Origin of the sequence: Streptomyces sp. NBC_00287, assembly GCF_036173105.1 — a bacterium.
Classification (GTDB): Bacteria; Actinomycetota; Actinomycetes; order Streptomycetales; family Streptomycetaceae; genus Streptomyces.
In genome coordinates this window covers 4,589,566-4,608,644 of record NZ_CP108053.1, presented here as the reverse complement: position 1 = coordinate 4,608,644, position 19,079 = coordinate 4,589,566, and the positions used below count along the sequence as shown (strand labels likewise).

General features: G+C 69.5%; 18 protein-coding genes and 3 tRNA genes. 10 read left to right on the top strand and 11 right to left on the bottom strand.

Features of this window, described 5'->3' with window-relative positions:
- Positions 1-27 precede the first annotated feature (27 nt).
- A complete protein-coding gene (locus tag OHT76_RS20910; RefSeq protein WP_328872374.1) occupies positions 28-1,542 on the top strand; it encodes a N,N-dimethylformamidase beta subunit family domain-containing protein in 1,515 nt (504 codons plus the stop codon).
- 133 nt (positions 1,543-1,675) lie between these two features.
- Positions 1,676-2,575 (top strand): phosphoribosylaminoimidazolesuccinocarboxamide synthase, encoded by a 900-nt coding sequence (locus OHT76_RS20905; protein WP_328872373.1) that lies wholly within the window; start codon positions 1,676-1,678, stop codon positions 2,573-2,575.
- Between the two features lie 52 nt (positions 2,576-2,627).
- On the opposite strand, the gene OHT76_RS20900 is transcribed toward OHT76_RS20905, so the two are convergent.
- From OHT76_RS20900 to OHT76_RS20865, 8 genes are all read right to left on the bottom strand, one after another.
- Positions 2,628-2,700 (bottom strand) — tRNA-Gly (locus OHT76_RS20900).
- Between the two features lie 22 nt (positions 2,701-2,722).
- Entirely contained in the window at positions 2,723-3,331 is a 609-nt protein-coding gene (locus OHT76_RS20895; RefSeq protein WP_328872372.1) for a response regulator transcription factor, read from the bottom strand.
- Positions 3,328-4,527: a sensor histidine kinase gene (locus tag OHT76_RS20890; protein WP_328872371.1), complete on the bottom strand. Its 1,200-nt coding sequence runs from the start codon at positions 4,525-4,527 to the stop codon at positions 3,328-3,330. The genes OHT76_RS20895 and OHT76_RS20890 overlap by 4 nt, the downstream gene beginning before the upstream one ends.
- A gap of 96 nt (positions 4,528-4,623) precedes the next feature.
- Entirely contained in the window at positions 4,624-5,400 is a 777-nt protein-coding gene (locus tag OHT76_RS20885) for an ABC transporter permease (protein ID WP_328872370.1), read from the bottom strand.
- Complete coding sequence (locus OHT76_RS20880; RefSeq protein ID WP_328872369.1) at positions 5,397-6,353, bottom strand: ABC transporter ATP-binding protein; 957 nt, start codon at positions 6,351-6,353, stop codon at positions 5,397-5,399. The genes OHT76_RS20885 and OHT76_RS20880 overlap by 4 nt, the downstream gene beginning before the upstream one ends.
- 129 nt (positions 6,354-6,482) lie before the next feature.
- Positions 6,483-6,555, bottom strand: a tRNA-Gly gene (locus tag OHT76_RS20875).
- Between the two features lie 80 nt (positions 6,556-6,635).
- Positions 6,636-6,707: transfer RNA gene (locus tag OHT76_RS20870), tRNA-Gly, on the bottom strand.
- Between the two features lie 133 nt (positions 6,708-6,840).
- Positions 6,841-7,158 (bottom strand): histone-like nucleoid-structuring protein Lsr2, encoded by a 318-nt coding sequence (locus OHT76_RS20865; protein WP_041821757.1) that lies wholly within the window; start codon positions 7,156-7,158, stop codon positions 6,841-6,843.
- Between the two features lie 277 nt (positions 7,159-7,435).
- Between OHT76_RS20865 and purS the strand changes: the two genes are divergently transcribed.
- Genes purS through purL form a run of 3 tightly spaced genes read left to right on the top strand, consistent with a single transcriptional unit; the run spans position 7,436 to position 10,631 of the window.
- Complete coding sequence (gene purS / locus OHT76_RS20860) at positions 7,436-7,699, top strand: phosphoribosylformylglycinamidine synthase subunit PurS (protein WP_015659417.1); 264 nt, start codon at positions 7,436-7,438, stop codon at positions 7,697-7,699.
- Entirely contained in the window at positions 7,696-8,376 is a 681-nt protein-coding gene (gene purQ, locus OHT76_RS20855; protein ID WP_328872368.1) for a phosphoribosylformylglycinamidine synthase subunit PurQ, read from the top strand. The genes purS and purQ overlap by 4 nt, the downstream gene beginning before the upstream one ends.
- Positions 8,373-10,631 carry a phosphoribosylformylglycinamidine synthase subunit PurL gene (purL, locus tag OHT76_RS20850; protein ID WP_328872367.1) on the top strand — a complete coding sequence of 753 codons (2,259 nt, stop codon included), beginning with the start codon at positions 8,373-8,375 and terminating at the stop codon, positions 10,629-10,631. The genes purQ and purL overlap by 4 nt, the downstream gene beginning before the upstream one ends.
- Positions 10,632-10,687: 56 nt before the next feature.
- Here the strand turns inward: purL and OHT76_RS20845 are convergent, their stop codons facing one another.
- Positions 10,688-11,272: a Uma2 family endonuclease gene (locus tag OHT76_RS20845; protein ID WP_328872366.1), complete on the bottom strand. Its 585-nt coding sequence runs from the start codon at positions 11,270-11,272 to the stop codon at positions 10,688-10,690.
- 107 nt (positions 11,273-11,379) lie between these two features.
- On the opposite strand from OHT76_RS20845, the gene OHT76_RS20840 reads away from it, so the two are divergent.
- From OHT76_RS20840 to purM, 4 genes are read left to right on the top strand one after another with little or no spacing between them, the layout of a single operon-like run.
- A complete protein-coding gene (locus tag OHT76_RS20840; protein WP_328872365.1) occupies positions 11,380-12,177 on the top strand; it encodes a maleylpyruvate isomerase family mycothiol-dependent enzyme in 798 nt (265 codons plus the stop codon).
- A 59-nt stretch (positions 12,178-12,236) separates the two neighbouring features.
- Positions 12,237-13,133, top strand: a complete 897-nt coding sequence (locus OHT76_RS20835) for an META domain-containing protein (protein ID WP_328872364.1) — start codon at positions 12,237-12,239, stop codon at positions 13,131-13,133.
- A gap of 57 nt (positions 13,134-13,190) precedes the next feature.
- The gene (purF, locus tag OHT76_RS20830; protein WP_328872363.1) at positions 13,191-14,717 is read left to right on the top strand and encodes an amidophosphoribosyltransferase; all 1,527 of its coding nucleotides are present in this window, start codon (positions 13,191-13,193) and stop codon (positions 14,715-14,717) included.
- 32 nt (positions 14,718-14,749) lie between these two features.
- Positions 14,750-15,814 carry a phosphoribosylformylglycinamidine cyclo-ligase gene (gene purM / locus OHT76_RS20825; RefSeq protein WP_328872362.1) on the top strand — a complete coding sequence of 355 codons (1,065 nt, stop codon included), beginning with the start codon at positions 14,750-14,752 and terminating at the stop codon, positions 15,812-15,814.
- Between the two features lie 83 nt (positions 15,815-15,897).
- Here purM and OHT76_RS20820 read toward each other — a convergent pair whose 3' ends face one another.
- On the bottom strand, positions 15,898-16,152 hold the full coding sequence (locus OHT76_RS20820) for a DUF3073 domain-containing protein (protein WP_328872361.1): 255 nt from the start codon (positions 16,150-16,152) through the stop codon (positions 15,898-15,900).
- A 298-nt stretch (positions 16,153-16,450) separates the two neighbouring features.
- Positions 16,451-17,554 (bottom strand): Leu/Phe/Val dehydrogenase, encoded by a 1,104-nt coding sequence (locus OHT76_RS20815; protein WP_328872360.1) that lies wholly within the window; start codon positions 17,552-17,554, stop codon positions 16,451-16,453.
- Positions 17,555-17,776: 222 nt separating this feature from the next.
- Between OHT76_RS20815 and OHT76_RS20810 the strand changes: the two genes are divergently transcribed.
- Positions 17,777-18,619 (top strand): hypothetical protein, encoded by an 843-nt coding sequence (locus OHT76_RS20810; RefSeq protein ID WP_328872359.1) that lies wholly within the window; start codon positions 17,777-17,779, stop codon positions 18,617-18,619.
- The last annotated feature ends 460 nt before the right edge of the window (positions 18,620-19,079 follow it).

Genomic DNA, 19,079 nt, shown 5'->3' with positions numbered 1-19,079 from the left:
ACGGGGGCAAGAGGGAGGGGAGCGACCATGGGGTCGGAGCAGATCCGCCGCTGGGAGTCGGGAGCACTCGCGCACGCCGTCACGGACCCCTTCGGCCAGGGCCCCGTCCCCTGGCTCCGTGGCTCGGAGACGTACTTCGACGACACAGGCCAGGTGGTCCCCTGGTACGTCGACACCCCCCAGGACACCCCGCCGCCCCCGGGCGAACACCGCGTACCGAGCCCCCGTACCAGCAAAAACACCCGCCCCACCCCAGGCCCCCGCTCCGCCGACGACGTACACCGCCAGATCAAGGGCTTCACCTCCACCGGCGCGGTAGCCCCCGGCGAGGCCGTCGACTTCCACATCACCGTCGACCCACCCCAGGAATTCGCCGTCGACATCTACCGCATCGGCCACTACGGCGGAGACGGCGCCGCGAAGATCACCACCAGCCCCCGCCTCTCCGGCATCGTCCAGCCCCCACCCCTCACCGCCGACCGCACGGTCTCCTGCCACCACTGGTGGCTGTCCTGGCGGCTGCAGATCCCGCCGTTCTGGAGCATCGGGGCATACGTCGCCGTCCTCACCACCGTCGACGGCTACCGCTCCCACATCCCGTTCACGATCCGCGACAACCACCCGGCGGATCTGCTCCTGCTCCTGCCGGACATCACCTGGCAGGCGTACAACCTCTACCCGGAGGACGGCCGCACCGGCGCCAGCCTCTACCACGCCTGGGACGAGAACGGCCGGCTGCTCGGCGAGGCCGACGCCGCGACGACCGTCTCCTTCGACCGCCCGTACGCCGGCGCGGGCCTCCCCCTGCACGTGGGCCACGCCTACGACTTCATCCGCTTCGCCGAGCGCTACGGCTACGACCTCGCCTACGCCGACGCCCGCGATCTGCACGCCGGCCATGTCGACCCCACCCGCTACCGCGGCCTGGTCTTCCCCGGCCACGACGAGTACTGGTCCCCGCACATGCGCCGCACGGTCGAGCTGGCCAGGGAGCACGGCACCTCGCTGGTCTTCCTCTCCGCCAACACCATGTACTGGCAGGTGGAGTTGGGCCCCTCCCCGTCCGGCGTCCCGGACCGTCTGCTGACCTGCCGTAAACGCAGGGGCCCGGGCAAGCCGGTCCTGTGGCGCGAGATCGACCGCCCCGAACAGCAGTTGGTCGGCATCCAGTACGCGGGCCGGGTCCCCGAGCCCCACCCCCTGATCGTCCGTAACGCCGACCACTGGCTGTGGGACGCCACCGGCGCCCATGAGGGCGACGAACTCGACGGCATGGTCGCGGGCGAGGCCGACCGCTACTTCCCGCGCACCGCGCTGCCCGAGCACGAGGAGCGCATCCTGCTGGCGCACTCCCCGTACACCGACGGCGAGGGAGCCCTCCGCCACCAGGAGACGTCCCTCTACCGCGCCCCTTCCGGCGCCCTGGTCTTCGCGTCCGGCACCTTCGCCTGGTCCCCGGCCCTGGACCGCCCGGGCCATGTCGACCCCCGTATCCAGCGCGCCACCGCCAACCTCCTGGACCGCATCTGCAAGCGTGACTGAGCTCACCGAAGGCACCCCAAGTCCAAGGTCAGACGCCTATACGGGACAATCGACCCGTTGGCCCGCCCGTCTCCCACCACCACCCTATTCGAGCCCTGCGGGCCCCCCTTAATTCAAACCACGGGGAGGAACCGTGTCCGGATTCGTAGAAAAGCCCGAGCCGATCGAGGTTCCGGGCCTGGTGCACCTGCACACCGGCAAGGTGCGCGATCTGTACCAGAACGAGGCGGGCGACCTCGTGATGGTCGCCAGCGACCGTATGTCGGCGTACGACTGGGTGCTCCCGACCGAGATCCCCGACAAGGGCCGCGTCCTCACCCAGCTCTCCCTGTGGTGGTTCGACCAGCTCGCCGACCTGGTCCCCAACCATGTGCTGAGCACCGAACTCCCGCCCGACGCCCCCGCCGACTGGGCGGGCCGCACCCTGATCTGCAAGTCGCTGAAGATGGTCCCCGTGGAGTGCGTGGCCCGCGGCTATCTCACCGGCTCCGGCCTGGTCGAGTACAACGACTCCCGTACGGTCTGCGGCCTCGCCCTCCCCGAGGGCCTGGTCGACGGCAGTGAGCTCCCAGCCCCGATCTTCACCCCGGCCACCAAGGCCGAGGTCGGCGAGCACGACGAGAACGTCTCGTACGAGGAGGTCGCCCGCCAGGTCGGCGCCGACACCGCCGCCCAGCTGCGCCAGGCCACCCTCGCCGTCTACTCCCGGGCCCGGGGCATCGCCCGTGACCGCGGGATCATCCTGGCGGACACCAAGTTCGAGTTCGGCTTCGAGGGCGACACCCTCGTCATCGCCGACGAGGTCCTCACTCCGGACTCCTCCCGCTTCTGGCCGGCGGACCAGTGGGAGCCGGGCCGCGCGCAGCCGTCGTACGACAAGCAGTACGTCCGTGACTGGCTGACCTCGGCGGAGTCCGGCTGGGACCGCAAGAGCGAGCAGCCCCCGCCGTCGCTGCCGCAGCACGTGGTGGACGCGACCCGCGCCAAGTACGTGGAGGCGTACGAGCGTCTGACGGGCACGAGCTGGGCGTAAAGACGTAAAAGAAGAAGCCCCCCGGCGAAAACCGGGGGGCTTCTCAACAGAGAGCGGACGACGAGGCTCGAACTCGCGACCTCAACCTTGGCAAGGTTGCGCTCTACCAACTGAGCTACGTCCGCATGCGCCGTGGCGCGAGAGCAACTATACCCAACCTCGCTCACGGGCGAGACGCACCGCAGCGTGACGGTTCTCCGCCCCGAGCTTGGAGACGGCCGAGGAGAGATAGTTCCGCACGGTCCCCTGCGACAGCGCGGCCCGCTCGGCGATCTCCGCGACGGGGGCTCCGTCGGCGGCGAGTTCCAGCACCTCGGCCTCCCGCGCGGTCAGCGGTGAGTCCCCGGCGGAGATCGCGTCGGCGGCCAACTCGGGGTCCACATAGCGGTTTCCGGCGCGGACCGTGCGGATGATCTCAGCGAGCCGCTGGGCGCTGACGGTCTTGGGGACGAACCCACGCACACCCGCCGCAAGTGCCCGCTTGAGATGCCCGGGGCGGCCATGACTGGTCACGATCATGACCTGGCAGGACGGCAGTTCCGCCCGCAGGGATGTGGCGACCTTCACACCGTCCGCGCCGGGCATCTGAAGATCCAGCACGGCTACGTCGGGCCGGTGGGCCCGGGCCATGGCCAGCGCCTCGGGCCCGCTGGCCGCCTCGGCGACGACCACCAGGTCGTCCTCCAGCGACAGCAGCGCGGCGAGCGCACCCCGGATCAGATGCTCGTCGTCGGCGAGCAGCACCCGCACACTCACGCCACGACCCCCACCAACGGCACCTCGGCCACCACCCGGAACACGCCTCCCTCGGCCCCCGCCTCCAACGTCCCCGCCACGGCCGCGAGCCGCTCCCGCAGCCCGGCAAGCCCGGAGCCGCCCTTCCCGGGGAAACCCACGACCCCGTCGTTCTCCACCGTCAGCACCACACACTCCTCCCGCACCCGCACGGACACCGCACACCGCTCCGCGTTCCCGTGCCGCAGCACATTCGTCGTGGCCTCCCGGACCACCCACCCGAGCGCCGACTGCACCTCGGCCGGCAGCCCCGCCACCGGCCCGCTCACCTCGCAGGAGATCCCGGCCGCCGTCAACACGCCCTGCGCACCGGCGAGTTCGGCCCCCAGATCGGCCTCGCGATATCCCCGTACGACATCCCGCACCTCGCGCTGCGACTCCTGCGCGATGCGCTGCACCTCGATCATCTGGTCCACGGCCTCGGGGCGCCCGCGCCGCGCGAGCTGCACGGCCAGCTCGCTCTTGAGGGCGATGACCGCCAGATTGCGGCCCATGACGTCGTGCATGTCCCGCCCGAACCGCAGCCGTTCCTCGGCGACGGCGAGCCTGGTGCGGGTCTCGCGGGCCTCGTCGAGTTCGTAGACGGCATTCAGCAGCCAGACGGAGAAGGCGGAGGTGAAGGCGATGAATCCGCCGCCGATCAGCACCGCGGCCATCATGGCCAGTGCTGCCGGTCCCGGCATCCCCAGCGGGAACGACACCGCACCCGCGCCCACCGCGAAGCCACCGACGATCGCGAACACCCGCCGCCGGTCCCGTACCCCGAGAGCCATGACCCCGGCCGCGAAGATCAGTACGACCGCGAAGACCGCGCCGGCCGCGGAGTCGACGGCCTCGCCCTCGGGGCCGTGTTCGGAGATCCCGATCGCGGTGACGGCGATCACCGCGGTGGTGGCGGTGAGCGCCCACAGCAGCCGGACGGGCTGCTCACGGCGGCCACGCGTCCAGTCCAGCGCCCGTGACGCCGTCACCGCGCACATCACGGCATGCCCGAGAACCAGCGCCAGCAGCCAGCCCCCGGCCGCCGTTCCCATGGCCTCCCCGGTCGGCACCCCGACCCCGCCGACCTCGGCCAGCGCAAAGAAATGAAACGACCAGCGCGTATACGTCTCGACCTTCGCGGGCGTGCTCTTGCCCCGCCACCATCCCCCCGACACGCGCCACTCCCTACTGTTCCCGACTGTTCCCGTACGTCAGAGCCTGGGTCACATCCCCGGCCGGGCGCCCGCCGCCTGGCACGCTCCCCCACGCTCTCAGCGCCGCGGCTCCCAGCGGAACCACCGCCCTACAGCAAACACCGCGAGCACGGTCCAGGCCAGCGCGGTGAGCAGGGCGCCCAGTGCCTCGTAGGCGGACAGGGAGCCGGTCCAGCCGCCGCGGACCAGTGTGATCACCGGGCTGAGCGGCAGCAGTGCGCACACCGAGGCCATCGGTTCGGGCAGCAGCTCCAGTGGGACCGCGATCCCGGAGGCCACCATCGAGACCATCACCAGCGGCAGCGAGGTGACCTGCGCGCTCTCCACGGTCCGGGTGAAGCTCGCCGTCACGGCGGCCAGCGCCGCGCACATCACCAGCCCGAACAGCAGCCCGAGGACGGCGAGATGGGGCGCCTTCGGGGCCGCCACATCCAGCAGCACCGTGCAGCCGGCCACCAGGACCAGGGCCTGCACCAGGCCGATGGCCACGGGCGGGAGCGCGGCCCCGGCGAGGATCTCGCGGTCACGCAGCTCGCCGGTGCGCAGCCGCTTCAGTACGAGTTCCTCGCGGCGGCCCACGAAGACGCCGATGAGCGCCGAGTACACCGCGAACAGCAGCGAGAAGCCGATCGCCCCGGGCAGCAGCACCTGCCCCACGTCCAGCCCGTGCTCGGCGAGGTCCATGTCCTCCACCGCCGCCCGCACACTGAACGGCAGCACCAGCGGGACGAACACGGCCGCCACGATCATGCCCTTGCTGCGCCCGAACAGGGTCAGCTCGGCCCGCGCCAGCGCCGCCACCCGCCCCGCCGGGGTCGTCATCGCCTCGCTCATGCCGCGTACTCCTTCGCCTCGGCCGCGGACGCCTCCCGGGCGATCCCCAGGAACGCCTCCTCCAGCGACGCCGACCGCACATCCAGCCGCCGCAGCTCGACCCCGGCCCGCTCGGCCCAGGTCAGCAGCCCGGTGGCCGCCCTTTGAAGCTCGCGGGTGCGCAGCCGTACGACCCGGCCGTCCACCTCGTGCCCGGACACCCCGAGCTCGTCGAGCGGCGGAAGGTCGCCCAGGAACCAGTTCTCGGGCAGCTCGAAGGAGATCCGGGAGGGCTGGCTCGCGGTCACCTCGGCCGGGGTGCCGGCCGCCGCGATGCGCCCCTCGTGCAGGATCGCCAGCCGGTCGGCGAGGCCCTCGGCCTCCTCCAGATAGTGCGTGGTGAGCAGTACGGTCGTGCCCCGCTCGCGCAGCGCCCGCACCAGTTCCCAGGTGTCCCGGCGGCCCTCGGCGTCGAGCCCGGTCGTCGGCTCGTCGAGGAACAGCACCTCGGGATCCCCGATCAGCGCCAGCGCCAGATCCAGCCGCCGCCGCTCACCCCCCGAGAGCTGCTTCACCCGCACCCCGGCCCGCCGGTCGAGTCCTACGAGCGCCAGCACCTCCAGCGAAGAGCGCGCCCCGCTCACACACCCGGCCCACATCCGGGCGGTCTCCGCGACGGTCAGCTCGGACGGGAAACCGCCCTCCTGGAGCATGACCCCGGTCCGCGGCCTTACGACGGCCCGTTCGGAGTAGGGGTCGTGCCCGAGCACCCGGACGCGCCCCTCGGCGGGCCGCGCGAGCCCCTCCAGCAGTTCGACGGTGGAGGTCTTGCCCGCACCATTGGTGCCGAGCAGCGCGAAGACCTCACCGCGCGCCACCGAGAAGGTGATTCCGCGCACCGCCTCGAACCCGCCCCCGTACACACGCCGCAGGTCGGTGACCTCAATCACGTGTTCGTGTTCGTTCCTGTCCATGACTTCAGCGTCCCGGCGAGGCGGGCGGCCGGACAGTGCGGGCTGTCATCACCGCGTATGACAAATGTCAGGCAAACGCGCGCGGCATATGAAAAGACCCCGGTCCGATGGACCGGGGTCTCATTCCCGAGCGGACGACGAGGCTCGAACTCGCGACCTCAACCTTGGCAAGGTTGCGCTCTACCAACTGAGCTACGTCCGCATTGCCTCCGACCGGCTCTCACCGATCGGCGCGAGCACCAGCCTACCTGATCCAGAAGGATGCCCGGTACGGCGGTGCAGAGCGGGTGACAGGAATTGCACACTGCGCCTTCCCCCTGGAAGGGGGATGTTCTACTACTGAACTACACCCGCATGCCTCCGTGAGCTGGGCTTTTCCGGCCCCGCCCCGCGGCGTGTTCCAGACTCTAGCTGATCGACAGGGGTGCAGCGCAAGTCGGCTGTCCTCAGGGCCCGCTGACACACCCTGAGGACGACCGGGGGAACGTCACTGCGCCGCGGCGAACGCCTCGTAGACCTTCTTGGGGATCCGGCCGCGCGCCGGTACGTCCATCTTGTTGGCCTGGGCCCAGGCCCGGACGGCCGCCGGGTCCGGGGCGACCTCGGTCTGCCGGTAGGCCTTGCCGGAGCGCGACCGCTTGCGGCCGGCCTCCACGTACGGCTCGAGCGCCTTACGCAGTTTCTCGGCATTCGTTTGGTTCAGGTCGATCTCGTACGACTTGCCGTCGAGTCCGAAGGCGATCGTTTCCGCCGCTTCCGAGCCGTCGATGTCGTCAAAGAGGGTGACCACGACCTTCTGCGCCACGAAATTGGTCCCTTCGTACGGCACGGGTGACAATTCATTTGTACAGTGCCCGACAATGCATTGTGAAGCCCGACTAAATCCTCCCGCGTGTCCGAGCGCAATAGGTATCGGGTGACGATCTCGGATCTTTCCCGGAACTTTTCCGTGTACCCGCACTTCTGTCGGCTCGTGACAGCCATCACGTAGATTCCTACAAGTCGACGCGCGTAGAAATTTTGTGCAGGTAGTCTGAAACCACTGCAGGAACCTGCTCAGCACCACACCACCGGGAGTGCACGTGGCACGCGTCGTAGTCGACGTCATGCTCAAGCCGGAGATCCTCGACCCCCAGGGCCAGGCGGTGCAGCGCGCACTGCCGCGGCTGGGTTTCGAAGGCATCTCGGACGTACGTCAGGGAAAGCGATTCGAACTGGAAGTTGACGGGCCGGTCGACGAGGCCGCGCTCGCCCGCATCCACGATCTTGCGGAATCCTTCCTCGCCAACACCGTGATCGAGGACTTCACCGTCAAGGTGGAGGAAGTCGCGGAGGCCGCGAAGTGACCGCTCGTATTGGCGTCGTCACTTTCCCGGGGAGTCTCGACGACCGGGACACCCAGCGCGCGATCCGTCTCGCGGGTGCCGAACCCGTCGCCCTCTGGCACAAGGACAAGAACCTTCACCAGGTCGACGCCGTGGTGTTGCCCGGCGGTTTCTCCTACGGCGATTATCTGCGCGCCGGGGCCATCTCCCGGTTCTCGCCGGTGATGGAGACCGTCATCGAGCAGTCGAAGGCCGGTCTGCCGGTCCTCGGCATCTGCAACGGCTTCCAGATCCTCACCGAGGCCCACCTGCTCCCCGGCGGGATGCTCGGCAACGACCACCTCCACTTCATCTGCCGCGACCAGAAGCTGCGGGTCGAGAACGCCGCCACCTCCTGGACCAGCGACTACGAGAGCGGGCAGGAGATCTACATCCCGCTCAAGAACATGGACGGCCGGTACGTCGCCGACGAGTACACACTCGACAAGCTGGAGGCGGAGGGCCGCGTCGCCTTCCGGTACCTGGACTTCAACCCCAACGGCTCGCTCCGCGACATCGCCGGCATCACCAACGAGGCCGGCAACGTCGTAGGTCTGATGCCGCACCCGGAGCACGCCGTGGAGCCGCTCATCGGCAGCGGCCGCACCGACGGTCTCCCCTTCTTCACCTCGATCCTCAAGAAGCTGGTCAACGCATGAGCCGGACGCCTCTGGACACGGTCGAGCACGCGGCCGCGACCCCCGACGTCGAGCTGCCCTGGGCCGAACTCGGCCTGAAGAAGGACGAGTACGAGCGGGTCGTGGAGATCCTCGGCCGCCGGCCCACCGGTGCCGAGCTCGCCATGTACTCGGTCATGTGGTCCGAGCACTGCTCGTACAAGTCCTCCAAGGTCCATCTGCGCCAGTTCGGCGAGAAGGCGCCGCAGAGCGACGCGCTGCTCGTCGGCATCGGCGAGAACGCCGGTGTGGTGGACGTCGGCCAGGGTTACGCGGTCACGTTCAAGGTCGAGTCGCACAACCACCCCTCTTATGTGGAGCCCTACCAGGGCGCGGCCACGGGCGTCGGCGGCATCGTCCGCGACATCATCGCGATGGGCGCGCGGCCGGTGGCGGTCGTGGACCCGCTGCGCTTCGGTGCCGCTGACCACCCCGACACCAAGCGCGTGCTGCCGGGTGTCGTCGCCGGTATCGGCGGTTACGGCAACTGCCTGGGCCTGCCCAACATCGGCGGCGAGGTCGTCTTCGACTCCTGCTACCAGGGCAACCCGCTGGTCAACGCCGGTGCCATCGGTGTGATGCGGCACGAGGACATCCACCTGGCGAAGGCGTCCGGCGCGGGCAACAAGGTCATCCTGTACGGGGCCCGGACCGGCGGCGACGGCATCGGCGGCGCGTCGATCCTGGCGAGCGAGACCTTCGACGACGCCAAGCCCTCCAAGCGTCCGGCCGTCCAGGTCGGCGACCCCTTCCAGGAGAAGCTCCTCATCGAGTGCACCCTGGAGGCGTTCAAGGAGAAGCTGGTCGTCGGTATCCAGGACCTGGGTGCGGCGGGCCTGTCGTGTGCCACGTCCGAGCTGGCGTCCAACGGCTCCGGCGGCATGACCGTCGTACTCGACGACGTCCCGCTGCGCGACTCCACGCTCTCTCCCGAGGAAATCCTCATGAGCGAGTCGCAGGAGCGCATGTGCGCGGTCGTGGAGCCGGCGAAGGTCGACCGGTTCCTGGAGATCTGCGAGAAGTGGGATGTCATCGCCACGGTGATCGGTGAGGTCACGGACGGCGACCGGCTCGAGATCTTCTGGCACGGCGGCAAGATCGTCGACGTCGACCCGCGCACGGTCGCGCACGACGGCCCGGTCTACGAGCGCCCGTACGCCCGGCCGTCCTGGCAGGACGAGCTCCAGGCGGACGACGCGAACAAGCTGCCGCGGCCCGCTGCTTCGGAGGAGCTGCGGGAGCAGGTCCTGAAGCTGGTCGGCTCGCCCAACCAGGCGTCCAAGAAGTGGATCACCTCGCAGTACGACCACTTCGTGCAGGGCAACACGGTGCTGGCCCAGCCGGAGGACTCCGGCATGATCCGCATCGACGAGGAGACCGGCCTCGGCGTCGCCATCGCGACGGACGGCAACGGCCGGTACGCCAAGCTCGACCCGTACGCGGGCGCGCAGTTGGCGCTGGCGGAGGCCTACCGCAACGTGGCCACGACCGGCGCCAAGCCGCTCGCGGTGTCGGACTGCCTGAACTTCGGCTCGCCCGAGGACCCGGCGGTGATGTGGCAGTTCGCGGAGGCCATCCGCGGTCTGGCAGACGCCTGCCAGCAGCTCGGCACCCCGGTGACCGGCGGCAATGTCTCCCTGTACAACCAGACCGGCGAGGTGGCCATCCACCCGACCCCGGTCGTGGCGGTCCTCGGTGTCATCGACGACGTCGCCCGCCGTACGCCGGTCGCCTTCCAGGAGGAGGGGCAGCTGCTCTACCTCCTCGGCGACACGCGTGAGGAGTTCGGCGGTTCGGCCTGGTCGCAGGTCGTCCACGACCACCTCGGTGGTCTGCCGCCGCAGGTCGACCTGGAGCGCGAGCGGCTGCTCGCCGAGATCCTGATCTCGGCCTCCCGCGACGGCATGATCGACTCCGCGCACGACCTGTCCGACGGCGGTCTGATCCAGGCGGTCGTCGAGTCGGCGCTGCTCGGCGACAAGGGCGCCCGTCTGATCGTCCCGGACGGTCTGGACGCCTTCACCTTCCTCTTCTCGGAGTCGGCGGGCCGCGCGGTCGTGGCCGTACCCCGCTCGGAGGAGGTCCGCTTCAACGACATGTGCGGCGCCCGGGGCCTCCCGGTCACCCGCATCGGCGTGGTCGACGGCGAGGAGATCGACGTCCAGGGCGAGTTCGTGCTCTCCCTGACCGAACTCCGCGAGGTTCACGAGGCGACGATCCCGGCACTGCTGGCGTAGTCGGCAGTACGACATGAAGGTCCCGTCCGGTCAACGGACGGGACCTTCTTCTCGGCTCACCGCACGTAGTTCTTGAGGATCTCCGTGTCGAGTTCGATGCCCATCGGGTGGGGGAGGAGCACCTTCTCGCCGAACTTCGCGGTGAGGACGTGTCGGTAGCCGCCGACCTGCCAGTCCGGGGAGCTGTGCACTGTGACCGTGCAGCTGTCCCGGTCGATCAGGAGGTACAGCGGGATGCCGGACTGGCCGTAGGCGGCCGGCTTCTCGTGCCGGTCCCTGCGGTCCGTGTCCGAGTCGTACGAGGTGACCTCGACGACCATGAGAGCCCCGTCGGGTTCGGCCCACTCGCCGTGCCCCGCAAAGTGGGCCTCGGGCGCGAGCACCGCATCCGGTTTCGCCCTGCCCTCCCGGTACGCCTCGACCCGGAGTCCTTGCCCCTGATACAGGTCCAGGTCGGCCCTGGCCTGCATACAGCGCCGGGCCAGCCAGGACACGATGGTGCTGTGGTCCCCGTCCGTCACCGCTTTGACCCCGATCCGTCCGTTGATGAACTCCAACGTGACGGTCTCGGGAGCGGCGGAGGCGATCGTTTCGAACTCGTCCACCGACATCTGAGACGTGTGCTCGGCCATAACCGTCATGTTGCACCCCCTTCCAGGCGCAGACCAGTGTTGTCGGGTTCCGGCGCCACGGGGCGGTTTTCACGGCCGTACACACGTACGAGTGACCCTCTCCTACGCTTGATCGCATGCCCCCGGCCAAGAAGCGCACCCGCAGCTACGACCACGCCAAGATCCGCGCCGCGGTCTTCGCCCAGCTCCGGCACGTCCAGGACGCCGTGCGCGGGCTCACGCCCGAGCAGCTCGCGCTGCCCACCCGGCTCGGCGAGTGGACCGTACGGGAGTTGGTCGCGCACATCGGGATGGCGGTGACGGCCATCGGGCGCTCCCTCGCGCTGCCGGAGCCGCCGAAGCCGGACGCCGTACTGCTGGACTGGCCCTTCGCGACCTCCGCCAGCTCCTCGGCCATCGACGAGTTCACGAAAAGGCTGGTCGAGGAGCACCCCGACCTCGACGCCTACCTCGCCGACATCACCCGCGCCCTCGAGGAGCTGCTCGACACCCACCCCGGCACCCGGGTGCTGGAGACCAACGCCGGTGCCCTGCCGCTCGCCGACTATCTCGTCACGCGCGCCGTCGAACTCGTCGTCCACACCGACGACCTGACCGCCGCGGTGCCGGGTCTCGAGGTGCCGTACGACCGGCAGGCCCTCGCCGCCTGCACCCGGCTGCTCGCCGACGCGCTGGCCGTCAAGGCGCCCGGCGGCTCGACCGAGGTGCGGATCCCGCCGTATGCCGTCGTGCAGTGTGTCGAGGGACCCCGGCACACCCGCGGCACCCCGCCCAATGTCGTCGAGACCGACCCGCTGACCTGGATCCGGCTCGCGACCGGGCGGCTGGAGTGGTCGGACGCCCTGCGCGAGGCGAAGGTCAGCGCCAGCGGGGAGCGGGCGGATCTTGGCGCTTTGCTGCCCCTGATGAGCTGACGACACAACGGACCGGTAACGACACCGAACCCAACACCCGCCTCGTACGTCGAAGAGACATGAAGCGGACGACAAGTGTGAAGTACGCCGCCGCGGCCCTGGCCGGCACCGCCGTGCTGGCCGCCTGCGGCACGGAATCCGGCAGTGGCAGCGGCTCGGTCGGAGACGGCGAGAAGACCACCAGGACCACCGACGTCATGGCGGACACCCGCTGGGTGCCGCACACGGTGACCGTCGATGGCAAGGAGTACAAGCTGCCGACGGAGGAGAAGAACTTCCGGGTCGACGAGGCGCACATCACCTTCAAGCCCGGCGCCGCCGAGCCGGACGTCGGCGGCGGCGAGTCCGGCGGCACCGTGGGCTGCAACGACTTCGGCGCCGACGTCGAGATCGACGGCGACACCGTGAAGATCACCGACCTCGCCTCGACCGCGATGGGCTGCCCCGGCCCGGTCCAGGAGTTCGAGGAGAAGTTCCAGAGTGTCTTCACCGGCACTCTGAAGGCCGAGATCGAGGAGCAGGACGGCACCAAGTTCCTCACCCTGACCCGCGGCGAAGGCGACAGCATCACCCTGGCCGAGGGACCGGCCGAGGAGCCCGAGCCGGCCCTGAAGGGCACCAAGTGGACCATCGACACCCTGGTCTCCGGCAAGGGCGACGACGCCACGGCCCAGTCCCTGCCCAAGGGCGCCAAGGCCCACCTCACCCTCGCCAAGGACGGCACCGCGAGCGGCAACCTCGGCTGCAACAACTTCCGCGGCAAGGCGACCGTCAAGGACGGCACCATCGAGTTCGGACCGCTGTCGACCACACGCATGCTGTGCGAGGGCCCGGTCATGAAGGCGGAGCAGGAGCTGACCGACATCCTCTCCGGCAAGGTGTCCTACCAGCAGAAAGACCAGGAACTGACCCTCACGGCGGCCTCCGGGGCCGGTCTCGTCGCCCGTGCGAAGTAAGAAAGCCCACTCTCAGCGAATTCGGACCAGTGGTCGATCTCGCCTACACTCGGTGGCGTGCCACGTGGTGACGGTCGACTCAATCATGATCTGCTCCCCGGTGAGAAAGGCCCCCAGGACGCTTGCGGCGTCTTCGGTGTCTGGGCTCCGGGCGAAGAGGTCGCCAAGCTCACTTACTTCGGGCTCTACGCCCTCCAGCATCGGGGTCAGGAATCCGCGGGAATCGCGGTCAGCAACGGCTCCCAGATCCTCGTCTTCAAGGACATGGGCCTTGTGTCCCAGGTCTTCGACGAGACCTCGCTCGGTTCGCTCCAGGGTCATATCGCGGTCGGTCACGCCCGCTACTCGACCACCGGTGCCTCCGTGTGGGAGAACGCCCAGCCGACGTTCCGTGCCACCGCGCACGGCTCGATCGCGCTCGGCCACAACGGCAACCTCGTCAACACCGCCCAGCTCGCCGAGATGGTCGCCGACCTGCCCAAGCAGGAGGGCCGCACCCCGCGTGTGGCGGCGACCAACGACACCGACCTGCTCACCGCGCTGCTCGCGGCCCAGGCGGACGAGGACGGCAAGCCGCTGACCATCGAAGAGGCCGCCCACCAGATCCTCCCGCAGGTCAAGGGCGCCTTCTCCCTCGTCTTCATGGACGAGCACACCCTCTACGCGGCCCGTGACCCGCAGGGCATCCGCCCGCTGGTCCTCGGCCGCCTGGAGCGCGGCTGGGTCGTGGCCTCGGAGTCCGCCGCCCTCGACATCTGCGGTGCCGCCTACGTCCGCGAGATCGAGCCGGGCGAGTTCATCGCCATCGACGAGAACGGCCTGCGCACCTCCCGATTCGCGGAAGCGAAGCCCAAGGGCTGTGTCTTCGAGTACGTCTACCTGGCCCGCCCGGACACCGACATCGCCGGCCGGAATGTGTACCTCTCCCGCGTGGAGATGGGCCGCCGCCTGGCGAAGGAGGCCCCGGTCGAGGCCGACCTGGTCATAGCGACCCCGGAATCCGGCACCCCGGCCGCCATCGGCTACGCGGAGGCCTCCGGCATCCCCTTCGGCGCGGGCCTGGTGAAGAACGCCTACGTCGGCCGTACGTTCATCCAGCCCTCGCAGACCATCCGGCAGCTCGGCATCCGCCTGAAGCTGAACCCGCTGAAGGAAGTCATCAAGGGCAAGCGCCTGGTCGTCGTCGACGACTCCATCGTGCGCGGCAACACCCAGCGGGCCCTGGTCCGCATGCTCCGCGAGGCCGGCGCCGCCGAGGTCCACATCCGGATCTCCTCGCCGCCCGTGAAGTGGCCCTGCTTCTTCGGCATCGACTTCGCCACCCGCGCGGAGCTCATCGCCAACGGCATGACCATCGACGAGATCGGCACCTCGCTCGGCGCCGACTCCCTGGCGTACATCTCCCTCGACGGCATGATCGAGGCGACCACCATCGCCAAGCCGAACCTCTGCCGCGCCTGCTTCGACGGCGAGTACCCGATGGAACTCCCGGACCCCGAGCTGCTCGGCAAGCAGCTCCTGGAGACCGAGCTGGCCGCAGGGCCCGCCGCCACGGCTGCCGCGGACGCGATCCGCCGCCCCTAAGTTCTGCCGTACGACACGAAAGTTCTCACCACATGTCTGAGACAACTGGTGCCAGCTACGCAGCCGCGGGCGTCGACATCGAAGCGGGCGACCGTGCCGTCGAGCTGATGAAGGAGTGGGTGAAGAAGACGCAGCGCCCCGAGGTCCTCGGCGGCCTCGGCGGTTTCGCCGGCCTCTTCGACGCCTCCGCCCTCAAGCGCTACGAGCGTCCGCTGCTCGCCTCCGCCACGGACGGCGTCGGCACCAAGGTCGACATCGCGCGCCAGATGGGCGTCTACGACACCATCGGCCACGACCTGGTCGCGATGGTCATGGACGACATCGTGGTGTGCGGCGCCGAGCCGCTGTTCATGACCGACTACATCTGCGTCGGCAAGGTCCACCCCGAGCGGGTCGCCGCCATCGTGAAGGGCATCGCCGAGGGCTGTGTCCTCGCGGGCTGCGCCCTGGTCGGCGGCGAGACGGCCGAGCACCCCGGCCTGCTCGGCCCGGACGACTTCGACGTCGCCGGCGCCGGTACGGGCGTCGTGGAGGCCGACCGGCTGCTCGGCCCGGATCGCATCCGTAAGGGTGACACCGTGATCGCCATGGCGGCCTCCGGTCTTCACTCGAACGGGTACTCGCTCGTCCGGCACGTCCTGCTGAACCAGGCCGGGCTCGCCCTGGACGCGCGGATCGAGGAGTTCGGCCGCACCCTCGGCGAGGAGCTGCTGGAGCCGACCAAGATCTACTCGCTGGACTGTCTGGCGCTGACCCGGACCGCCGAGGTGCACGCCTTCTCGCACATCACGGGTGGTGGCCTCGCCGCCAACCTGGCCCGCGTCATCCCGGACGAGCTGCACGCGATCGTCGACCGCTCCACCTGGACGCCCGCCCCGGTCTTCGACCTCGTCGGCAAGACCGGTGAGGTCGAGCGTCTTGAGCTGGAGAAGACGCTCAACATGGGCGTCGGCATGATCGCGATCGTGCCGGAGGAGTCCACGGACGTGGCTCTGGACACGCTGGCCGACCGTGGGGTCGAGGCCTGGGTCGCCGGCGAGATCACGGACCGGGGTGAGCACACCACCGGCGCCGAGCTGGTGGGGGACTACGCCTGATCGGCAGCACGAAACCCGGTCCGGCGCCAAGGCCCCGGACCGGGTGAAGTGCAGTTGTGACGGAAACTGCGAAGCGTGCTACGTCAAGCGCCGCGACGCTGCGACGTGGGACCGGACTCGCCGTCCTCGTCCTCGTCGTCGTCGTTGTAGAGATCCGCGTACTGGGCGTACGGGTCGTCTTCGTCTTCGTCGTCCTCGAACGGCTCGCCGTTCGGCGGCTGGTTCGAAGTCGAAGCGCCCAGCTCGTTGGCCAGACGCGACAGGTCAGTCCCGCCGCTGTTGTACTTCAGCTGGCGGGCGACCTTCGTCTGCTTGGCCTTGGCCCGGCCGCGCCCCATGGCTCGACCCCCTCGGTGACGGGGCTCGACGGCCCCAGAGTCTCGACACGCGTTCATGATCTGGAACGGGCTCTCCGCAGAGAGACCGGTCCGTAGGGCTTCCACGGTACCTGAGCCCGCGGCCATACGGTACGTCGCCCGCAGGACGCGCGTGTGCCCAGGACCTTCGAGGTGCCCTGTCCTCGCTGGTCAACGGCGATTTTAACCACTTATCGCCGGTCGACCCGCCGGTAGAAGTGAGAGTTCTCTCTAAGTGCCCACCGGCGGGTACCGGTCAAACCTGTGCGCCGTCCGTGGATCAGCGCGCCCGGCGGGCCGCGGCGGCCTCGTGCATCCGCTGCTCGGCGATCCGGTCGGCCGCGGCGGCCGGCGGGATCCCGTCCGCCTTCGCACGTGCGAATATGGCCAGCGTGGTGTCGTAGATCTTGGCCGCCTTGGCCTTGCACCGCTCGAAGTCGAAGCCGTGCAGCTCGTCGGCGACCTGGATGACACCGCCGGCGTTCACCACGTAGTCCGGGGCGTAGAGGATCCCGCGGTCGGCGAGGTCCTTCTCCACGCCCGGATGGGCGAGCTGGTTGTTGGCGGCCCCGCAGACGACCTTGGCGGTGAGCACCGGCAACGAGTCGTCGCTCAGCGCTCCGCCGAGCGCGCAGGGCGCGTAGATGTCGAGGCCCTCGACGCGGATCAGCGCCTCGGTGTCGGCCACAGCCGTCACACGCGCGTGCCGCTCGGTGATCCGCCGTACGGCGTCCTCGCGCACGTCGGTCACGAAGATCTCGGCGCCCTCCGCGACCAGGTGCTCCACCAGGTGGTGGCCGACCTTGCCGACGCCCGCGATACCGACGCGCTTGCCGCGCAGCGAGGGGTCGCCCCACAGATGCTGGGCGGAGGCCCGCATGCCCTGGTAGACGCCGAACGCGGTGAGCACGGAGGAGTCGCCGGCGCCGCCGTTCTCCGGCGAACGCCCGGTCGTCCAGCGGCACTCGCGGGCCACGACGTCCATGTCGGCGACATACGTGCCGACGTCGCAGGCGGTGACATAGCGCCCGCCGAGGGAGGCCACGAACCGGCCGTAGGCCAGCAGCAGCTCCTCGGTCTTGTCGCGCTCGGGGTCACCGATGATCACGGCCTTGCCGCCGCCGTGGTCGAGACCGGCCATGGCGTTCTTGTACGACATCCCGCGCGCGAGGTTCAGGGCGTCGGCGACGGCCTCTTCCTCGGTCGCGTACGGGTAGAAGCGCGTACCGCCGAGGGCGGGGCCCAGCGCGGTGTTGTGGAGGGCGATGACGGCCTTGAGGCCACTGGCGCGGTCCTGGCAGAGCACGACTTGCTCATGACCCCCCTGCTCCGAATGGAACAGGGTGTGCAGTACATCAGCAGATGCGCCGGTCACGTCGGTCACTGTGGTGACTCCTGGTGTAAGTAGCGGCGGTTCGGAGCAGCTCCCGTAGGGGTGGCGGGAACTGTGAGCATGAGATTAGAGCCTGGGGCGCCCCGCCACCTCGACGTGCTCAGGATCACCTACTCCCGGAGTACCCCCGTGCGACGATTTGCATAGTTTTCCCGCGTCTTTGTGAGCGGGTTTCGCAGGTTTTCCTGGCAGACGGCGGGGGAGGGAGCAGGCGTGCCCAAGGTGTCCTCGGTGATCGTTCCGTACGCGACCTATCTGCGCGTGTACGAGCCGCTGGCCGCCTTCCCCGAGCCCGAGCGCGGCCACTGGGAGCGCTACGCCCGCCGCACCGACCGTCCCTCGTACCAGGACGAACTGCGCCGCGCCCTCGCCGACTTGCTGCCCACCCCGCCCATCCCGGTGCCGGTGCACGAGAGCAGCGACGCCTTTGTGCTCGAGGTCGACGGGGTGGTGTGCGTGTGCCCCTGGCGCACCCGGCTGCGCGGCTGGCAGGCGCTCGGCGAGCTGCCCGAGGAGCTGCCGCGGCCGGTCCTGGAAGCGGTGCTGCCAGAGGTCGTACGGCGGCAGGCGGCCCAGGACTACGAGCGCTGGCTGGCGCGCAACCCGGACGCCCGGCCCTGGATCCGCACTTCGACCTGGCAGGTGCCGCTGCACTGGTTCGTGCTGGTCGGGGACGAGGAGCGGCGCTACGACAAGGGCACCGGCGAGATCCCGCCGATGCTGCGCTACCGGACGCCGATGGTGCAGGCGCGGCGCCGGGTGGCTCGAGCGCTCAGGACGCTCAAGGACACCATCGACGAAGGGCCGCTCGTGGACGGCCTGGTGGACGTGGGGCGCTGGCTGGAGGAGTTCCATCCGCGGTCCCTGGTCGAACTCGACTACGGCGGCCTGGTGCATGTGCTGCCGGCCGGTGAGCTGGAGGACGACCACTCCGCCGCGGATGTGGCCGAGGGCATCGCGGCGCTGCGGGAGGGCGACGGCGCGGCGGCGGGGGTGGCGTACGGGCGGCTGGTGGAGCGGTGGCGGTCGGTACGGGACCGGCGGTCGGCCAACTGACTGTGGGCCAGGTCACTGTGGCCCGGGTCACTGTGGGTCCAGTCACTGTGGGCCAGGTCACGAACTGACGTTTGACCAGACGCCCGTTTTCGGGTTTCGTCCTCCTTCTGACGCGCCTGGCGTTGCTGAAGTTTCGTCAACATGGGGACGTAGGTCCCGATCCGGGCGTTCAGCCTCAAGGTGTGTCAAGCGTGATGGACCGCACTTACGCGGCTCTTGCGTCTCTTGCCCTCCCTCATGCCAAAATAGGACAAGGAGTCCGGGGAGGACTCCGCTCGCATTGCACGCTTTGGGGGGTCTGGTGCCTCCTGATCGCCCTGTGACTGATCGTCACAGTGGCGTGACTGTCCGCTATGGCATGGTCCATCGGCTTCCGTCGCTGATGAACACCTGGAGGGGCAATTCCATCGGTTTGGCCGACGCGGCTGGACAGATGGTGTAGTTGTAGTGCCGAGGACAA